Here is a 17,399-nt window from a genome sequence, read left to right on the forward strand (position 1 = left end):
GCAAGTCACGTGACGGGCGCAAGCGTCACATCCTGACCGACACCGACGGCCTGCTCCTGGAGGTCACCGTGACCACGGCCGATGTGCACGACTCCAAGGCCGCCCCCGCACTGCTGGAGACGTTCATGCAGCAGCCGGGCCGGCTGCTGAAACTGGTGTGGGTCGACAGCGCCTACCAGGGTCCGGCGCTGGCGAAGGCGTTCGCCCGTCACGGAGTCCGGACCGAGGTCGTGCGCCGCTGTGACGGACAACGCGGATTTGTCGTACTGGCCCCGCAGGTGGGTCGTGGAGCGCACGCTGAGCTGGCTCTCCCGCGCACGCCGCCTCAACCGCGACCACGAACGCCGCCCCGACCACCACCAGCAGATGGTGTGGTGGGCCGCCGTGATCAGGCTGTCCCGGCGCCTGGCCGCAGACGCTCCACGCTGGCCGGAGAAACGCCCCGGCCGACTGCTCCGGGCTCAGGCATGAACCGTCCGTCCTCCGCCCGCACCAGCCAGCCCCGCTTCTCCAGCACATAGGCACGGTGACGGATCTTCTCCACCTCATTCTTGATCTCCGCCTCCCGGCCCACCGCCCGCGTCAGCTCCACCCCGTTCACCGGCCCCGAAGCGGCCACCACCGCGGCGAACACCTCCCGATACAGGCCGCCGAGCACCTCCTCGCCCATGCCCGACCGCCACACCGGCGGCCGCTCACCATGCCCCGCGCCGGAGCCGCTCGATCCCACGTGGGCAGCCGCCCCACCACCAGAAGGCCCGGAGACCGGCGTGTTCACCGGGCTCTCCCCGGCCAACACCGACACGAGCTCCTCACGCCCCACCCGGGCCCGCTCGACCCGCTCCCGCGCGGCATCCACCTCCGCCTGAGCCTGCTCCAAGACCTCCGTCCAGGACTCCAGATCCTGCTTCGCCCGCGCCTCACGCTGTTCCATCAACCCCAGCACCGACGGCATTGCACCCTGCCACCGTCGGCCCCTGTGCTGCCCTCGAACGCATCCGACAGCTCCTTTGTTCGAGGCCTGCGGTCACACCGACGGAAATGGTCTGCTGTCACATCACGCAGGACCTTGAAGGCGAAGGCCGCCGGATTGTCGGCGTTCAAGAACGACTGCCCGGCACGATAGAGCGTCAAGAAGGCCTGGCTGACGACATCTTCGGCATCCTCACGCAGCACACCTCGGCTACGAACGTACTTGATGAACATCAAACGGTGCGTGTCGTGGAAGGAGTTCAGCTGCCGCGGCAGGATCGTGGGGCTGAGGCTGCTCAGCGGAGGCTCGGGCCTGGGCGGCACCGGCGCCATGGCGGGCCCCCAAGGACACTCCAGGCAGGAGACCACCGCTCCTTGCGAGCAGCCGGAGCGTGCGCACGGCGAATCAGAGGTAAGCGTCATCACTCAGCCTCTCCAGGACCATGCCGCTCACGACGTCCTGCACCCACATCCCACGCCCCCTGCTCCGGTCCGGCAAATACTGCTCGGTCCAACTCGGCTTCTACAACAGATGCCGCCGAGGGACTCCGATCCGTCCAGTCGGGCACAAGAGTTTCTCCGAATACGTCTGGCGCATCGTCCGCTGCGTGAGCCCACGCGCCAGCGAGGGTGACCAGGCCTGCTTCATGCCCAGTTTCCGCAGTGCGTCCGCGCCCAGGCGGTTCTTGATCAGCGAGTGAGAGATTGGCCCGGGTTGAGCTTGGTCCGGGGGTGGACGAACAGGAGCAGGAAGCCGAGCAGGCCGCGCAGAAGGCTGACTGGCTTTCCTGGTTCGGTACCTGACGCGCTGCGAGACCGCTCCGACCGCCGGACTCGGCTGTGGTGTCGTACCCGGCGTTTACGGTGCTGTCATGGCTGCACACTGGCCAGGGGATGAGCAGCGCTCGGCGAATCTAAGCCTTCCCCTTTCGTGGCTGCCTGCCCCCGACTTTCGGCCGCTTTATACGCAGGGTGTGCGGAGTGTTACGCGCGGTCGGAAGGACACCGGTCACGACGAGCCGCGGAATTTCTGTGGCGCTGCGGGCATGGTTAAAGATCCAGACGCTGTCTTCGATGTCGCGGTAGCCGGCGGAGTGGTCGCTGGCGTCTCCGATGAGGAGAAGCGCGAAGGGCGGTCCTGTGGCGGTGTAGTTGGCGGCCTGAGCGAGGTAATCCAGCCGAATGACCTCCCGGTCTTTCCACGGTGTGGTGCGCCATTTGATCTCGGCGACGAACCGGCTGCCGGGTTGCGGTGTGAAGATCACATCTGCGCGACCGCTGGCCACGTCCCACTTCTCCCGCTCGATGCTGCCTGGCGGGAACTGGGGGCTGAGATGTTGGTGGAAGTCGTCCTGGAGGTTCTTCTCATTCCAAGAGACGTCGAGACCCTTATCGTCCCTACGGGCCGGCCCGAGGTAGGCGGTGCGGTCGCCGTAGAGGTTGGCCTGGGCGTCGAAGCGGTCGTAGAGGAAGCGCAGGAAGTGTTCAAGAAGAGTGGTGAAGAAGTGGCTGTCGCTGGGCTTCCAGGCCGGGCTCTTCTTCATCGTGTCGAGCAGGGCCAACAGCTGATCGTCGACCCGGGCGTTGCCGGTGGGGGTGAAACCTCTGGTGAGCTCCTGTGCACGCTGCTCGAGCAGGTCCAGATCGCGTGGGTCGGCAGTCGCGTCAGTGCGGAAGAGTGTGGCGAGCGCTGGGCGGCCTTCGAGGAGTTTTCCCGGCACCCCCTCCTGGGACGTTGCTGCGGCTGCCGATTGCCGACGCCGTTCCTGAACTGCCTCGTGCAGAGCTTGGGCGTCCGGGTGGCCGGTGAACTGGGGGTCGTGGGCTAGGGCTTGTTCCATCTGGTGCAGCAGGCCTTCGCTGCGTACGAACGGAGCTTCCAGGGCGGGGCTGATCAGGGCGGTGAGTCCTGGTGAGTCGGATGCGGGGGTGCAGATGCTGCGGCTGGCAACGTAGATGTTCAGGAGGTCGTTGAAGGCGCCAGCGGGGTTGTACCAGCTGGGCTGGTCGAGATGTGTCTGAGCGATGCTCAGTGTGGTGACCAGTCGTGACCAAGCGCTTTGGGCTAGACCACGGGCGCTGAGCCAGTCGAGCTGGTGCATACGGCCCGTCCAGGCGGCCAGTTGCGCGGCGGTGGCGTCCAGTTGGCCGGACGCTTCGGTGAGTTGCGTGCGCGCTTTGTCGGCACCCGCCGGATCCTTCTCCAGGTCGGCGAATGCGAGGACCGCTGAGATGGCCGCTGCGTGGGCCCGGGCATCCAGGCGTGCTTCGTGGGTGCGGTCTATCTCCGAGAACCGCATCAGGGCCAGGCGTAGCTGCTCATCGGCGGTGGCCCGGTCCGGGGCTTCCAGTGCCGCTCGTTCGGCGGCCAAGGCCAGTTCGAAGCTTGCGTCGGCCCGGCTGTTGGGTGCGAGGCCTGGTTGGTTCTCCAGAGTTCCGAGAACGTCGAGGAGGCCGTCGGTGTCGGCGAAGTGGTCGCGGGCAATACCGATCAGGACGGGGAGACGTTCCAGGGCGTCGGCTGGCTCGGTGCCTGTGATCTCGGTGAGAAGAGTGAGCAGACGGTGTGGGGTTCCTCCGGCCACAGCCAGGCGCAGCAGGCCGGCGACGGCTGGCTGCGCGTACGCGGCATCCGAGTCCCCGGACAGCGCAGCCTCGGCGAGCGCTGCAAGATCTCTGAGGGTCCGGTTACCCAGGCGAGCGGCGAGGTCGGGCTGGGTGCACACGATGTCTAGGGCGTCGGTCAGGACCCACGCCGAATGGGGCTGGCGAAGACCCGCGGCTGCGGCGGCGAGCAGTGCGCGGGCCTGGTCGTCAGGAAGGGTGTCGAGGCCGTGGGCCACTGCGGCGAGGAGATAGGGCAGTTGCGGACCGCGGGCCCAGCTGTCTGCCTCAGCCGCCACGGTGTCTGCTCCACCGAGGTCCTCCAGGTGTGGCCCCGTCTCCAGGTCTTCATCGCTCGCGCGGCTGGCCCACTCGTGGAGAGCCTCATCCGCGCTCGAAGTCACCGTCCCTCTCCCTTCTGCATGGCACGCGTGGAACTCAAACGGGCAGACTAGAACAGATGTTCATCGGTACGGGTGATGAGCTGAGCGTTGGGCAGGGTGTCCACGAGTTCGGGCTGCGCGGTGGTGAGTACGACCTGCAGATCGGGGAGGTCCTTGGCGATGATCTGCAGCTCGGAGATCAGCGTGCGGGCAGGCACTTCGGTGACCTCTTCAGCTGCGACCGAGTCGATCAGCAGCAGACCGGGATGGGCGGCCACACCGCGATCCGCCCCGACCCGCAGCAGAGCGATGACCGTGGCGATCCGCATCCGGAGTCGGTCACCGCGGCTGAGGCTCTTGAATGGTGTCTTCACGCCCGCCTTGACGGCGTTGACCTTGCCGGAGCGGTCGAGCCGGACGCTATCGAGGTTCTGCACTCCGAAACGGCTCGCCAGTTCGACGATTTGCGTGTTCATGGCAGGGAACAGCCGCTTGGCGGAGGCGTTCACCTCCTCCCGGACGGCCTCGTATACCGCCGTCAGGACCTGAGCGGACATCGGTACGGGAGGTTCGTCGGGAACCGAACCGGTGGCAGCGAGGCGCCCCTCCAGACCGGCCGCCTGCAACTCCAATTGGCGAAGCCGACCATGGTTCTGCGATGTCGCCAGCCCCTGCTGCAGGGCTGTTGCAGCCGCCCGTTGCTCGGCGACTGCTTCTACCGCCGTGGCAGTTGCGGCATCGTGCTGTCTGACGGCTGCTTCCACGGCCTCCCGGGCGCTATCCAGCTGCGATTGCAGGTCCTGCAGGAGCACTTCGGCGGTCTCTTCGTCGATCTCAGGCATCGGCCGTGTGCACACTGCGCAGGAGGCGTCCTCACGCTCCTGCTGGTGACGCGCCCGGTCGAGCGGTTCTTCGCACCGCGGACAGCAAACCGGGTTGAGCCGGCCCAGCACCCGGCGGGCCTGCCAGGTCTCGCGAGCATCGAGCAATGCCTGGTCGGCGCGCACCCGGGCTGCGTTTGTCTCGGTGAGCTCCTGCTCACTCTCGCGAAGCATGCCTTGCGCACCCTGGAGGCGGGCTGCGGCCTGGTCCGAGGCATGGAGCAGGGGCGAGACGTCCTGGCTCGCCAGGCTCCGGAGGTCAGTGATCTGAAGGGAGAGCTGTTCCAGCTCCTTCTGCCAAGCCGCTCGTTCCGTTTTGCGCGCGTCGGCATCTCCCTCCGCGCGGCGCTTTTCCTGTGTCAGAGTCTTCCGCTCGCGCTTTCCGGCGACCGAGAGTTGGGTGAGGACGGTGCTGTAGGGGATGTCGACGAAGAGCTCCATGAGCCGGGCGGACAGGCCCACAGCGTTGACGTCCCCGAGAAGGATTTCGTCGCCGCCTGGGTTGAGGTAGCACGCTCCGAAGTACGAGGCCCAGCCGTGGACCTGGGGCGCACCTTCACCATCGGCGCCGCCACCGTTCTGCCACAAACTGGTGTGCCCCATGCGCAGGGCGTCGAGGAAGAATGATCCGATACTGCGGTCCACCTCGTCAGCTCCGGAAGCCTGTTCCAGCAGACGCAGCCCATTCCCGGCCTCGTCGGCAGCCAACAACTGCTCAGTCGTCTTGGCGGTCAGGATCCGTCCCGTCACCGCCGGTTGAGCTTCGGGGTCGATACCGAGAACGACTCGGATGGGGCGCCCGGCCACGGACAGGTCCAAGCTCAGATGCCGTACCCAGGAGCGGACGTCCGGCGGCAGATCTCGCGGCTCGCCGCGCAGCGGCCAGACAAGGAACTCCAGCAGGCTGGTCTTGCCAGCGCTGTTGTCGGGGTGGACGATCGCCCATACTCCCGTCGAGAAATCCTGCTCCACGGTGAAGGGTTCACCTGAATGCTTCACGCCCTGGGCCCGAAGGCGCAATATCTGCAGCCGGCGGTCGGCTGCCGCCGGGTTCTTCAGGGTGATGTTGGCCTCGGCGAGAGTTCGTTCGACCTGCTCTACGGTCAGGCCCATTTTCACTGCGACGCCCTGCAGAATGTTGCCAGCCGAGGGGACGACTCCTGCCTGGGCTGTGCTGGTGAGGGGCGGCGCGGTCACGATGCCTCCTGGTTGACGTCGGTTGTGGGCATCAGAGCTGCGGCCTTCAGCTGGCGCAGCCGTGTGCGGGCCTGCTCGGTGATGGGGGCGATGTATTGCCGCCACGGGGTGTCGGCGTAGTCACTCAAGAGGTACTGCCGGTTCTTGATCTGCGTTCCACCCAGGCCGTCGACCAGCGCTACGACCAGCTTGGTGCGGTTGACGTACCACTCCAGCGCCGGAGCGTCCTGTACGAGCGACCCGACAACCTCGTGGCCTCGTTCGAGGAGGAAATACACGTGCTCGACGATGCGCTTCTGCCCTGTGCGGCCGAGGACTTGTGTCTTGCGCAGTAGACCGCGCTCCACCAGCGGGGCCAGCGCGTCGTCCAGTTCTTCAAAAGCGCCGAACTTGTGGCGCAGCATCGGAAAGCGGCGGAGGTCCGGTTCCGCGGATTCCAGGATTTCCGAGGCGAGGACGAGAAGACCTGCCTCGTCAGGCGTCGCCTCGTACTCGTTCATGAGCTCGAACGCGAGGTAGTCGGGATAGCGCACCCAGAAGTCGAGCTTTTGCAGGCGCACTTGAGTGCGCACCATACCCACCGTGTCCGCGGGTGCCGCGTCACCTTCGTCCGGCGGCTTTGCGGCGGCGTCGATCAACAGCAGCAGCCGGACGGAGTCCTGCCAACGGGTTGCCCTCCGTACCGTCAAGGACGCGACCATAGAGCTCCCTTACGCAGACCAACCACTCGGTCACCACAGGTCATGATGTCAGTTAGTGGAGCCGAAATTGAGGCCGGTGCACCGAAAAGATCGCCACCATGCGACTGTCCAGCGGCTCCCGCCCCGTAGCCCCAGGTCAGTAGCTCTGAGCCCAGTGCCGATACGTACTGCAGTGCGATGCCGGCGACCCGGCACAGCGAAAGACGCCGGGCCGCATAGAGTGCCGCGTCCTGCCCAATAGCGTCAGGATGCCCTCCCGTCGACACTGAGCGCGGCCAGGGCGGCTCGCTGCTCGGCATCCAACCGGTCACGCCTGATCTTCTGGTTACTCAGTGGGCGGTTCGTGAGCCTATGAGTGGTTCTGGTGTCGCCTGATGGTGTGGATGCTTCCGGAACGTTCCGGTCCGGTGCCGGTGGCCTGATGGGATCGGTGGAATGAGTGAACGCAAGCCGTACCGGAGCGACTTGTCCGACGAGCAGTGGGCGTTGATCGAGCCGGTGCTCACGGCCTGGAAGAACCGGCACCGTTCCGTGAGCGGCCACCAGGGCCGCTATCCGATGCGGGAGATCGTGAACTCGATCCTCTACCAGTCCCGGACCGGCTGCCAGTGGTCGCTGTTGCCGAACGACCTGCCACCGAAGAGTGCGACGTACTACTACTTCGCCGCCTGGCGGGACGATGGCACCGACCAGCAGATTCATGAACTCCTGCGCTGCCAGGTGCGGGAGAGGAACCGGCGATTAGAGGACCCGACCCTGGTGATCCTGGGCACCCAGAGTGTCCGGGCGGCCACCGGGGTCCCTGCAGTCACGACGGGCAAGGACGCCGCGAAACGGGTGCCCGGGCGCAAGCGGGGACTGGCCGTGGACGTCCTTGGCCTGGTCATCGCCGTCACCGTGATGGCCGCGAGCGTCCACGACAACGCCGCCGGCATCGCTCTGCTCGACCAGGTCGCCGTCGCGGCCGGCGGCTCGGTCAGTAAGGCCCTGGTCGACCAGGGCTTCAAGAAACCAGGTTGTCATGCACGGGGCCGGACTCGGCATCGACGTTGAGATCGTCCGGCGCAACCCCGAGGAGAAGGGCTTCGTGCCGCAGCCGAAGCGGTGGCGGGTGGAACAGACCTTCGGGATCTTGATACTGCACCGGCGTCTGGTCCGCGACTACGAACACCGCCCGGCCTCCTCCGCTTCGCGCGTCTACTGGGCCATGATCCAGGTCATGGCCCGACCGCTCACCGACACGACCGCGCTCACCTGGCGCGATCCGCAGGCGGCCGGCGCGTGAACCTGAACCCGCTCCTTCAGGCGCTCGACCTTCAACAAGACGCCGCCAGGGCCCTGTCCGACGAACTCCGCCCCCGGATCGATGCCTTGCAGGACGAGCTTCGCGAGGCCGAACTGCGTCTGGAGCACCTCGCCATCACCCGCACGACCGTCACCGGTCTCGCCGACCGCATCCCGACCCAGGCGGCCGGCCTGCCAGGAAGTCTGGAGCTGCCCGAGCATCCGGACTACCCGCGCATCCTCGCCGTCTTCAACGACGCCGTCGGCCCACTGAGGGCCCGCGACATCTGCGAGGCGCTCGACCTCGAGCTCCTGCCCAAGCACGTCGAACGCACTCGCACCAAGATGAAGCGCCTGGTCACACTTGGACTCCTTGCTGAAGCCGAGCCCGGAACCTTCAGCCGGAAACACTAGCCAAGCCCGACACGGACATCACGTCACAAACCACCCACTGAGAAGTCGCGCCGTTTGGACCGCGAGCGCCAAGTGGACCGTCGTCTCTTCTTGGACGAACGGGAGCGTCGCTCGTTCCGATATGCCGGATGTCGACACGGCCGTCCCACTTTGAAACGAGAACGGCATCCCGACGCTGACCCAGCGCACCCAGCGCCAGGTGGAACGCTTCTTCGACGGTCTGGACCTGCATGAGCCCGGCGTGGTCTCCTGCTGGGGCTGGCGGATGGACAGCTCGGAGGGGGAAGAACCGGCGGACATCGCGATGTTCGGCGAGGTGGGGCGCAAGCGGTACCGACCGCTGCTGCGGCAACCTTCCGACCAGCTGCGAAGGGAGCTTTATGGAAGCGGAGTTGACGGCGCTGGCCGCCTCGGGGGCCACGGCGTTCGTACAGCAGATGGCAACAGATTCCTGGGGCGCGGTGCGGGACCGCATCGTTGCCTTCTTCCAGCGCGGCACGGCGGAGTCCGAGGTCGAGGAGCAGCTCGAGACCTCTCGCGGGGAGCTGGCGGCCGCGGCGGAGTCCGGGGACCAACAGGTCGCCGCCGACGTCGAGGCCGAGTGGCGCACTCGCTTGCGGCGCAGGCTGCTCGCCGATCCGGCCATCGTGCAGGAACTGCGGGCGTTACTCCATGAGTTGCCCCGCCCTGCGGGCCACGAGGCGGTCGAGGTGCACAACACGATCAGCGGCGGTGTGCAGCACGGGCCGGTGATCCAGGCCGGGACGATGGGTTCGCTCAGCCTCGGAGTGCCGCCCAGGCCCGTTCCGCCTCCCGCGCCTCAGGAGTCACCCTCTCGACCCACGCAGCCCTGACCTCCCTTCGACCGCGGTCGAGAACCGCTGTCGATGTCCGGTACCCGTAGCTACCCTCGAAGGAGGCCAGACGAGAGCGTGCGCCGAGGGGGAGCTGCATGACCGATCAACCGGACCGTGCCGCGGCGCCCCGAGGGCATGAAGTGGCCAACGCGGTCCATGCCTCCGCCGGTGTGGTGGTCCAGGCGGGTCGTATCGACGGCGGGATCCGAATGAGCGGCGAGACGCCGGGCGCCGAGGTGCCTCGACAACTTCCGCTACGAACAAGCCTGTTCGTCGGACGAGACCCGGAACTCGCGGCGATGGCCTGTCTGCGCGAGTCTCCGGACTCCGGAGAGCCGAGGATCGTACTGCTCGTGGGCCCTGCCGCCGCGGGCAAGACGGCGCTCGCCACGTTCTGGGGGCACCGGGCCGTCCCCGACTTCCCCGACGGCCAGCTCTACGTCGACCTTCGAGGTTTCGGCCCGGACGAACCGCTCTCCCCGCTCATCGCGCTCAGCGGCTTCCTACGCGCCCTGGGACGGTCCCGTGCCGCGGAGAACGGGCCGCTGGAGGAACGGGCTGCCGCCTTCCGCTCGGCGGTGAGCGGCCGACGGCTGCTGATCGTTCTCGACAATGCCTTCTCCACCGACCAGTTGCGTCCGCTCCTTCCCGGCTCGGACTCCTGCGCCGTGGTGGTCACCAGTCGACGCAAGCTCAGTGGGTTCGGCGTGCACCACGTCGCGCGGACCGTGGCGCTCGGCATGCTCGGCCGTACCGACAGCCTCGCACTCCTCCAAGCGGCCATCGGGCAGCGGGCGACCGACGAGGAGGAAAGCGTCGGCCGGCTCGCCGCCTACTGCGCGGGACTACCGCTCGCCCTGCGCATCGCGGCGCAGAAGGTCGCCGAGCGGCCCGCCCGCAGTATCGCCTCGCTCATCGGTGAGCTGGACGACGTCCGTACGGGCCTCGACCTCTTCGCCACGGACGACGACACCCACTCCACCCTGCGCACCGTGTTCTCCTGGTCCTACCGTGGCCTGCCGAAACGGCTCCGCGAAGCGTTCGCCCTCCTCGCGTTGCATCCCGGCGACACGTTCGACCGTCCTTCGGCGGCAGCCCTGCTCGGCATACCGGACGACGAGGCGGACCGCGTGCTGCGCCGCCTGTCCGATGCGCACTTGGTGGACGACGCGGCGAAGGAGCGGTACACCCTGCATGACCTGCTGCGCGCCTATGGACGCGAACTGCACGCGGCGCTCCGCAGGCCGAAGGGGGCCACTCATCCGCTCAACGGTTTGTACGACTACTACCTGACCGCGGCGGACAGCGCCGGACGCATCATCATGCCGTACCGCCACCGCTTTCCCCTGGATACGGCATCGACCGCGCGGACAGCGACCGACGTTCCCGAGACCGGGGCCGTCCCGTCGACAGCGGACCGGGACGACGCGCTGCGCTGGATGGATGCGGAGTGGCGCACCCTGGTGGCGCTCTGCCGACTGGAAGGGCCCGCGTTCGACGTCCGGCGCTGGCAGTTGGCATACACCCTGCGGGACTACTTCTACCTGTCCAAGCACCTGGACGGCTGGCTGGAGAGCCACGGCTCGGCCCTGGCCGGCTGCATTCGCCTTGGCGACCGCCGTGCCGAGGCCATCACCCGCAACAACTTCGGGCGTGCGCTGCTGGAGACGGGCCACATCGAGGAGGCGACACAGCAGTACCAGTGGGCGCACGACCTCTTCGTCGCTCTCGACGACGAGTTCGGGCTCAGCGACTCCCTTGCCAACCTTGCCTCGGTCCGTAGGCGCGAGGGGGCACACATCGAAGCCCTGGACCTGCAACGACGGGCCCTGGAGGCGTACCGCAGGACCGGGTCCCTGCGGAAGGTCGGTATCACCCTGCGGAGCATGGCCAAGGCCGAGACCGCCCTGGGGCGCACCGATGAGGCGACGAGCCACGCCACCGAGGCGAGGACTCTCTTCTCCGCCCTAGGCCTCGATCTCGACGTGGCGCAGGCCGCGTACACGCTAGGTGCGGCCCGGGAGCGGGGCGGCAAGGCGTCCGCCGTGTCGGCCTACGAAGAGGCCGTCGTCTTCGGACGCAGGGCCGGCAGCCGGTACGAACAGGCGCGGGCTCTGCGACGGCTCGGCTCCATGTACGCCGTCGCGGGCCGGGTCGACGAGGCCCGGGATCGCTGGCAACGGTCACTCGACCTGTTCACGTCGCTCGGGGCGCCGGACGCGGAGACCGTGGCCGCGGAGCTGGCAGATCTTGACATGGAGCAGTCCCGCTCAGTAGGTGGGCTCCTCCCCCAGGGTGTCGAGGATCCAGTGGTGCAGGGTCCGGGCGACCTCCTGGTCCCTGGCGGTGACGGTGCCGGGTGAGCGTGCCGCCCAGTCGTCGATGCCTTCCCGGGCGTCCCGCACCAGATGCAGGGCGTCGTCGCGCTGCCCCTCGTACTGGTTCGCCGCGGCCATCGCGTGGGCGAGACTCAAGGTCGCGCGCGCCGATTCGGGCGCGTCGGGTCCGTACCGGGCGACCTGTCGCTCCTGGAACTCGACTGCGGCGACGAGGAGTTCGCTGAGCAGCTCGGCGTGATCGTCGTCCAAATGCACGCCTTCGGGGGTGATGCCGTCGGGCAGCTCGCGCGGTAGGCCAACCGTGCCGTCGCTGCCCTGCGGCGCGGGAGAGTCGGCGAGTTCGGCGTGCAGCAGAGCTCGCAGAGTCGTCACGGTGGCCAGGTGCACGGGCCCCTGCACGCGGAGCCGGTCCGCGTACAGGGCGTAGTGGCTCCAGTCGGCAGGATCGGCTGTCATGAAGTGGCCCTCCCATGTGCATTGATGATGTTCTCGCGGGCGTCCAGGGTGTCGGGGTGGTCGTCGCCGAGGTGAGCCTGGCGGCGCCGCCAGACCTCCTCGAACGCCGTGAGCGCGGCCTCGGTGTCACCGAGGCGGAGGTGGTTGGCGCCGATGCTGAACAGACTGTCCACCGTGCCGCGGGCGTCGCGCCCCGCCGTGTTGACCCATCGTTCGTGGGCGCAGAGGGCGATGCGCAGCGCGGCGGGCACCGCATGACGGCCGGGCCCCCTGCCGACGGTGATGACCAGGTTGTTCAGTGCCGTCAAGGTCTCCCGGGCCGAGGGGCCGTGGCGACCGTGCCAGCCACGGTGGGTGTCCCGCAGAAGGGCGCGGGCCACCTGTTGGTCACCGAGGGCCTGGTGCGTGTTGGCGAGGTTGTTCATCGCCCACAACGTGTGCGGATGGGGGCGGCCGAACGGATCATGGCCGTGCAGCGCGTCCAGTTCCGCGACGGTCCGCCGCTGGATGTCGAGCGCTTCCGTGAGTGCCCCGTTCTCCTGGAGCACGGCGCCGAGTCCGACCGCGACGCGCAAGGTGGTGTATGGGTCGCAGTGCGGCGAGGTGACACACGAGGTGTGCAGGGCACGGAAGTCCTCGACAGCGCCCGCGCTGTCCCCGAGCAGCGCGCGCAGCTGCCCGGACCGGTCGACAAGGGCCCATTGGTCGGCGTGCACGTTCCAGCCCTCCGGCGCCGCCAGGTTCGCCGCGGCCTGGACGTGCGCCAGCAGTCCGAGCGTGCGGGATCGCGATGCGGCATCGGGCCCCGCGTCTTCGAGCAGGTCCGCCAGGACTCGGACGGCTCTGCGAGAAGCATCGGCCCGCAGGTCGCCCCGCAGCAGGACGCGCGCGGCGCGGCCGACAAGCGCGTGGACGGAGCAGGCGGGTTTGCCGAGGCCGTCGTCGACGTCGTTCCCGCCTCCCCCGTTCTGTTCGAGAAGCTGTCGGCGTGCGAGCGCGCTGATGCCGTCTGCCACAGCCTGCGGGTCCGCGTTCCCATCAGGGAAAGCGGCTGTCAGCACGTCATGCGGGATGGGAGCCGCGGCGAGCACGCTCGCGGTCGCGAGCAGACGGACGGCCGAGGCGGGCAGCGTGTCGAACGTGCGCAGCAGCACGCCGCTGAGTGGGCGGGCGGTCTCCGCGGGCAGGTCGTGGCCCAGGTGGTCCGCGAGTTCGAGCACAGGTCGGGCGTCCTCGCGGAGATCGGCGAGGAGGGCACGGTAGCCGGGGAACCGCTCCGCCGTCGTCAGACCCGCGGTGATCCTTAACGCGAGGGGGTGTTCCCGCAGCTCCGCCACGATGCCCCGGGCGGCGTTGCGTTCGTCGGCGTCGGCGCGGGTCGGCAGCCGACCCGCGGTCAGGAGCTGGAACGCCGGTCTCGCGCCGAGTCCGCCGAGGCGGAGCTGTGTGCGGACCCGGCCGGTGGCATTACCGCGGGTGGTGAGCAGGGTTCTGCCGTTGGGGCTGGGGGCGAGCAGATAGGGATGCTCGTCCAGGCCGACCGAGGTGGGGAGGTCGTCGATGATCCAGAGGTAGGGCGGCAGGGTTTCGAGACGGCGGGCCACGGTGTACCGCAACTCCTCGCCATCACGGCAGCGTTCGGGGAGCGAGAGGCGCATGGCGATGTGGGTCATGGCTCGGTCGAAGGCGTTCTTGACCGCGTCGGAGTCGTGCCGGCCCGTCGGATCACTGCCGGCCAGGGGGACGACGAAGACTCCGCCGGGATGGTCCTGAGCGGCCCAACGGGCGTACTGCCTGCATAGCGTGGTCTTGCCCGAGCCGCCAAGTCCTCGTACGGCGACGAGGGGCGCGCCGGTGTCGAGGGTCCCGTCGAGCTCCTGGAAGGCGTCGTGCAGGGCCCAGAGTTCCTTACGTCGTCCGACGAACCCGAACTCACCGGGCAGTGCGTCGGTGACCCAACTCGTTCCGCCGCCCATCGCGTCACCGAAGCGCCGGTCGTCGGCCTTCAGCACAGCGTAGACCGTGGCCGCGACGTGCTTCGCCAGCTCTTCGACGGAACGACCCTCCCGGGTTAGTTTGCGTCTCTTCAACGCCTTGGGCCTGACGTTCTTGGGCCTCACATTCCAGGTCAGCGGCATGACGCGGCACATTGCCGTGCCGCCGAGCGCCTTGGCGCAGGACAGCGCGAGATGCAGTTCGGACCAGCAGTGGTCGCTCTCATCGAAGCGCGGAGTGAGCAGGGGAACCATGACGCGCGATCCGAGCAGGGCCGCCCTGACCGTCGGCAGCATTTCCTCCTCGTCCCACTCGGGCACCGAGAGGTCGTCCTGGAAGACGTCCAGTCCCCTTTCCGTCAGTGCGTCGTACATGGCGTCAGCCCATTCCTTGCCGTCCGGCCAGGTGTAACAAAGGAAGACGTCATGGTGCGCGGTGTGCGGGGTCATGTCCGTCCTTGTCGCTTCACGCGTCGTGCCAGAGGTCGAGGGGCAGTGCGCGGCCGTACTTGAGGAGCCGACTGTCCGGGCTGGTGAGCCGCGTGTAGGTCTGGTCGACGAACTGCCGCAAGCCGGGGCGGACCGTCGCCCGGAAGGCCCACAGGAAGTCGACCTCGTCGTCGGGCCGGTGCTCGGGATACGGGTACTCGTCCAGCGGACCGCCGAAACGCTGCTTGAAGACTTCGCCCGTGCGGGGATCCTGAATGTCCTCCATGATCCAGAGATTGCCCTGGAAATGCAGCATGGCGTGGATGTACTCGATCAAGGAAAAGATGTTCTGTCCGGTCAGGGGCTTTCCGTTCCGGGCCAGAACGGAATGGTAGAAGTACGGGTAGAAGTGCGGGATGTCACGCTTCTTGGTCGGGTCGCGATCTCCTTCGGCCCAGAAGGACGACGCCTTCGCCGCAAGGGATTCGCCGTTCTGCGGCTGTGCAGGGGACGGTGTCTGCGACGGCGTGACCGGTGGGCCGGTGCCGGGGCGACCGTGGAGTTTCACATAGAGGTCGGTGTCGGCGGCCTTCGCTTTGCGGGAAGCCATGAACTCGGCCGCTCCTCACGGATTCGACGGACGGATGGGGGAAAGTATGGAGGCCATCGCGCCGCTTGAACCGTGCTTTCCTGTTTTTGCCCTCCGTGGGCGACCATGCGTGCGACACTCGGGGCTCGCTCGCATCGGTGCTGGGGGAACAGATGAATGAGGCCGAGACCCACGGGCTCGGCATGTGGGCGCTGGAACTGCTGCAGGTGCTTACACAGATCGTGGCCGAGGACGCCCGTCGTCTCGATCATGAAATCAAACAGGCCTTGACCACTGCGGACAATACGGCCCTGCGTCGTGTGCTCGACTCGGACCCTCGCCTCGCCGCTTGGATACGCGCGAAGGAGACGGAGGAGGTCGAGCACAGGGCCCTACCGAGTGGATATCAGGTCCCGCCCAGCCCGCGCACCCCGGTCTCCGGTGCCACCGTGTACACCTGCCTGACGCCCGATTGCACAGCCAGATACCTTCGTGCGCCGCAACCGCGTACAGCGCGTCCCCGTCTGTTCTTCCTGCACCCAGCTGCTCAGCAGGGCTCCGTTGTGACGGCCTTCTGGAACGTCGCGGTCGGCAAACTCGTCGTACGCTCGCTCGTGACCAGCTTCGCCGCTCCCGTCTACTGGCTGGCCCTGGCTGCCCTGTGTGTGCTCGGCAGCGGCAGCCCACGCAACGAGGCCGCACGACTTCGGCGGCCTCGACACCGGAGAGCAGGTCGCGTTGCTGGTGACCGGCCTGGTCGTGCTAGCCGGTTCGAGTCTCCTGATGTCGCAACTGACGCCGTCCGTCCTGCGGTTGCTTGAGGGGTACTGGCCCTGGTGGGCGGAGCCGGTGAGCCGCCGGCTGCGCGGGCGTCAAGCCCGCCGCGCGGCCCGCCACGAGAGCGAGGCGAACTCCCTGCTGTTGCGGCACTTGGGGTACCCGGCCGCCCAGGGAAGAGGCCCGCCCCTGGACCGGAGGGAAGTGATGCGTCTCGTCCGGCTGGAGGAGGCGCTGCGATGGCTGCCGCGCGCCGACCGGATCCTGCCCACGCGGCTGGGCAACATCCTGTGCGACGCGCGGCCACGGCGTTGGCACACCCGGCAGAACCCGCGCCCGGCGATGCGGCGCCTCCTCGACCAGCTGACCGGCACTCCAGCCGTCGTGCTCGGCCGGTCATGGATGTGCTCGCCTGGAACCGAGCGGCCTCCGCGCTGTACACGGACTTCGGTGCGATCCCGGCGCGGCAGCGCAACTACGTCAGGCTCGTGTTCACCGACCCCGTGATCCGCGCCCCTGCACACCCAATGGGAGCATGACGCCCGCGACGCCGTCGCCGCTCTGCGCATGGAAGCCGCCTCGGACCCGGACCGTCCCGAACTCGCCCGGCTCGTCGCGAACTCGCCGTCCTTGAACCCGACTTCCGCACCTGGTGGGCCGAGCGCCGGGTCAACAGCGCGACCTACGGCACCAAGCACTACCGCCACCGAGTCGTCGGGAACCTCACCCTGGACTGCGACACCTGGACCAGCCCCGACGACAGCGGGCAGCGACTCATGATCCTCACCGCCGAACCCGGAACCCCCTCGGACGAAGCACTGCGCCTCCTCGCCTCCTGGACGGCTCCCGACCACGCGCACCCACCCCTGCGACAGCCCCCGAGCAGACGGCATGACGACACCACGCTGGGCAGCCGACCAGCTGGCAGAAGGTGGGCGGCTGGATGAGGCGTTGACCTGGTACGAGCGTGACACCGACGCCGGCGACACCACCCCCTGAGCTAGGCGGCCACGCGGCTGGCAGAAGGTGCGCGGCTGGATGAGGCGGAGAGCCTGCGGTGTTACGGCCGGGAGCCTGACCACATGATCAGCGAAGGCTGGGCCCCGTAGCCCCGTAGCCCCGTAGCCCCGACGTTGCGACGCGTCACGTGGGCGGCGAAGTAGGCGCGATGTCCGCAGTCTTCCGGCGCCGACCCCCTATGGTCGGGGGAAGTCTCGTCGGCGACCGAGCTGTCTTTTGGCAGTTGACGGCTCGGGGCCTGTGGCGAGCACAGCGGGGTGCAGCACGTGATCGCCGAAGCGTGCCCGGGCGCGGTCGACGACAGCCTCGATCAGCAGCTGGTTGTCGTCCTGGGGGTCGAGAGCGAGTTGGCGTGACGTGGAAGCGGCCGGCCGTAGGGCGGTGGCCCGCACTGTGATGGCTCGTACGCGGGCGCGTTGCAGACCGAATGTGTCGTAGAGGGCGTAGGCGGCCGGCCGATGACGGTGTGCCCGCTGGGCTCCGCTAGCCCACGGCTGCGCGT

At 68.1% G+C, this 17,399-nt stretch carries 12 protein-coding genes and 3 pseudogenes; 7 read left to right on the forward strand and 8 right to left on the reverse strand.

From position 1 onward, the window contains the following. Nucleotides 1-388: 388 nt before the first annotated feature. The 5 genes from HY68_RS45910 to HY68_RS36055 all read right to left on the reverse strand — a co-directional run bounded on the left by HY68_RS45910 (nt 389) and on the right by HY68_RS36055 (nt 6,738). Nucleotides 389-955, reverse strand: a complete 567-nt coding sequence (locus tag HY68_RS45910) for a hypothetical protein (protein WP_042000046.1) — start codon at nt 953-955, stop codon at nt 389-391. Continuing rightward, nucleotides 934-1,206: a sigma-70 family RNA polymerase sigma factor gene (locus HY68_RS36040; protein WP_198533505.1), complete on the reverse strand. Its 273-nt coding sequence runs from the start codon at nt 1,204-1,206 to the stop codon at nt 934-936. The genes HY68_RS45910 and HY68_RS36040 overlap by 22 nt, the downstream gene beginning before the upstream one ends. 680 nt (nt 1,207-1,886) lie before the next feature. After that, nucleotides 1,887-3,980 carry a hypothetical protein gene (locus HY68_RS36045; RefSeq protein WP_042000051.1) on the reverse strand — a complete coding sequence of 698 codons (2,094 nt, stop codon included), beginning with the start codon at nt 3,978-3,980 and terminating at the stop codon, nt 1,887-1,889. A 47-nt stretch (nt 3,981-4,027) separates the two neighbouring features. Then, entirely contained in the window at nt 4,028-6,037 is a 2,010-nt protein-coding gene (locus HY68_RS36050) for a hypothetical protein (protein WP_157874517.1), read from the reverse strand. Further along, a complete protein-coding gene (locus tag HY68_RS36055; protein WP_042000058.1) occupies nt 6,034-6,738 on the reverse strand; it encodes a hypothetical protein in 705 nt (234 codons plus the stop codon). The genes HY68_RS36050 and HY68_RS36055 overlap by 4 nt, the downstream gene beginning before the upstream one ends. A gap of 435 nt (nt 6,739-7,173) precedes the next feature. On the opposite strand from HY68_RS36055, the pseudogene HY68_RS36060 reads away from it, so the two are divergent. The 5 genes and pseudogenes from HY68_RS36060 (at nt 7,174) to HY68_RS39845 (ending at nt 11,656) form a co-directional block, all read left to right on the forward strand. Next, nucleotides 7,174-8,023: pseudogene (locus HY68_RS36060) on the forward strand (IS5 family transposase). After that, on the forward strand, nt 8,020-8,436 hold the full coding sequence (locus HY68_RS36065; protein WP_042000061.1) for a hypothetical protein: 417 nt from the start codon (nt 8,020-8,022) through the stop codon (nt 8,434-8,436). The pseudogene HY68_RS36060 and the gene HY68_RS36065 overlap by 4 nt, the downstream one beginning before the upstream one ends. A 175-nt stretch (nt 8,437-8,611) precedes the next feature. After that, nucleotides 8,612-8,752, forward strand: a pseudogene (locus HY68_RS41355) (SAM-dependent methyltransferase); the annotation flags it as partial. A gap of 64 nt (nt 8,753-8,816) precedes the next feature. After that, nucleotides 8,817-9,290, forward strand: a complete 474-nt coding sequence (locus HY68_RS36070) for a hypothetical protein (RefSeq protein WP_042000065.1) — start codon at nt 8,817-8,819, stop codon at nt 9,288-9,290. A gap of 98 nt (nt 9,291-9,388) precedes the next feature. Next, a complete protein-coding gene (locus HY68_RS39845; RefSeq protein ID WP_078864118.1) occupies nt 9,389-11,656 on the forward strand; it encodes a tetratricopeptide repeat protein in 2,268 nt (755 codons plus the stop codon). Here HY68_RS39845 and HY68_RS36080 read toward each other — a convergent pair. Genes HY68_RS36080 through HY68_RS36090 form a run of 3 tightly spaced genes read right to left on the reverse strand, consistent with a single transcriptional unit; the run spans nt 11,564 to nt 15,121 of the window. Beyond that, nucleotides 11,564-12,088, reverse strand: coding sequence for a hypothetical protein (locus HY68_RS36080; protein WP_042000068.1), 525 nt, complete (start codon nt 12,086-12,088; stop codon nt 11,564-11,566). The genes HY68_RS39845 and HY68_RS36080 overlap by 93 nt on opposite strands. Beyond that, complete coding sequence (locus HY68_RS36085; RefSeq protein WP_042000071.1) at nt 12,085-14,532, reverse strand: tetratricopeptide repeat protein; 2,448 nt, start codon at nt 14,530-14,532, stop codon at nt 12,085-12,087. The genes HY68_RS36080 and HY68_RS36085 overlap by 4 nt, the downstream gene beginning before the upstream one ends. A 16-nt stretch (nt 14,533-14,548) precedes the next feature. Beyond that, on the reverse strand, nt 14,549-15,121 hold the full coding sequence (locus HY68_RS36090) for a hypothetical protein (RefSeq protein ID WP_042000074.1): 573 nt from the start codon (nt 15,119-15,121) through the stop codon (nt 14,549-14,551). A 65-nt stretch (nt 15,122-15,186) separates the two neighbouring features. Between HY68_RS36090 and HY68_RS43105 the strand changes: the two genes are divergently transcribed. Both HY68_RS43105 and HY68_RS44440 read left to right on the forward strand, forming a co-directional pair. Beyond that, entirely contained in the window at nt 15,187-15,921 is a 735-nt protein-coding gene (locus HY68_RS43105) for a hypothetical protein (RefSeq protein WP_157874518.1), read from the forward strand. A 289-nt stretch (nt 15,922-16,210) separates the two neighbouring features. Beyond that, nucleotides 16,211-16,722 (forward strand): annotated as a pseudogene (locus HY68_RS44440) (transcriptional regulator); the annotation flags it as partial. Nucleotides 16,723-17,399 lie beyond the last annotated feature (677 nt).

Source organism: Streptomyces sp. AcH 505 (assembly GCF_000818175.1).
Taxonomy (GTDB): Bacteria; Actinomycetota; Actinomycetes; order Streptomycetales; family Streptomycetaceae; genus Streptomyces.

Bases quoted from the DNA above. Each gene is read 5' to 3' on its own strand.
- HY68_RS45910 (WP_042000046.1), bottom strand. From the start codon at position 955: ATGCCGTCGGTGCTGGGGTTGATGGAACAGCGTGAGGCGCGGGCGAAG.
- HY68_RS36040 (WP_198533505.1), bottom strand. From the start codon at position 1,206: ATGTTCATCAAGTACGTTCGTAGCCGAGGTGTGCTGCGTGAGGATGCC.
- HY68_RS36055 (WP_042000058.1), bottom strand. From the start codon at position 6,738: ATGGTCGCGTCCTTGACGGTACGGAGGGCAACCCGTTGGCAGGACTCC.
- HY68_RS36070 (WP_042000065.1), top strand. From the start codon at position 8,817: ATGGAAGCGGAGTTGACGGCGCTGGCCGCCTCGGGGGCCACGGCGTTC.
- HY68_RS39845 (WP_078864118.1), top strand. From the start codon at position 9,389: ATGACCGATCAACCGGACCGTGCCGCGGCGCCCCGAGGGCATGAAGTG.
- HY68_RS36080 (WP_042000068.1), bottom strand. From the start codon at position 12,088: ATGACAGCCGATCCTGCCGACTGGAGCCACTACGCCCTGTACGCGGAC.
- HY68_RS36085 (WP_042000071.1), bottom strand. From the start codon at position 14,532: ATGACCCCGCACACCGCGCACCATGACGTCTTCCTTTGTTACACCTGG.
- HY68_RS36090 (WP_042000074.1), bottom strand. From the start codon at position 15,121: ATGGCTTCCCGCAAAGCGAAGGCCGCCGACACCGACCTCTATGTGAAA.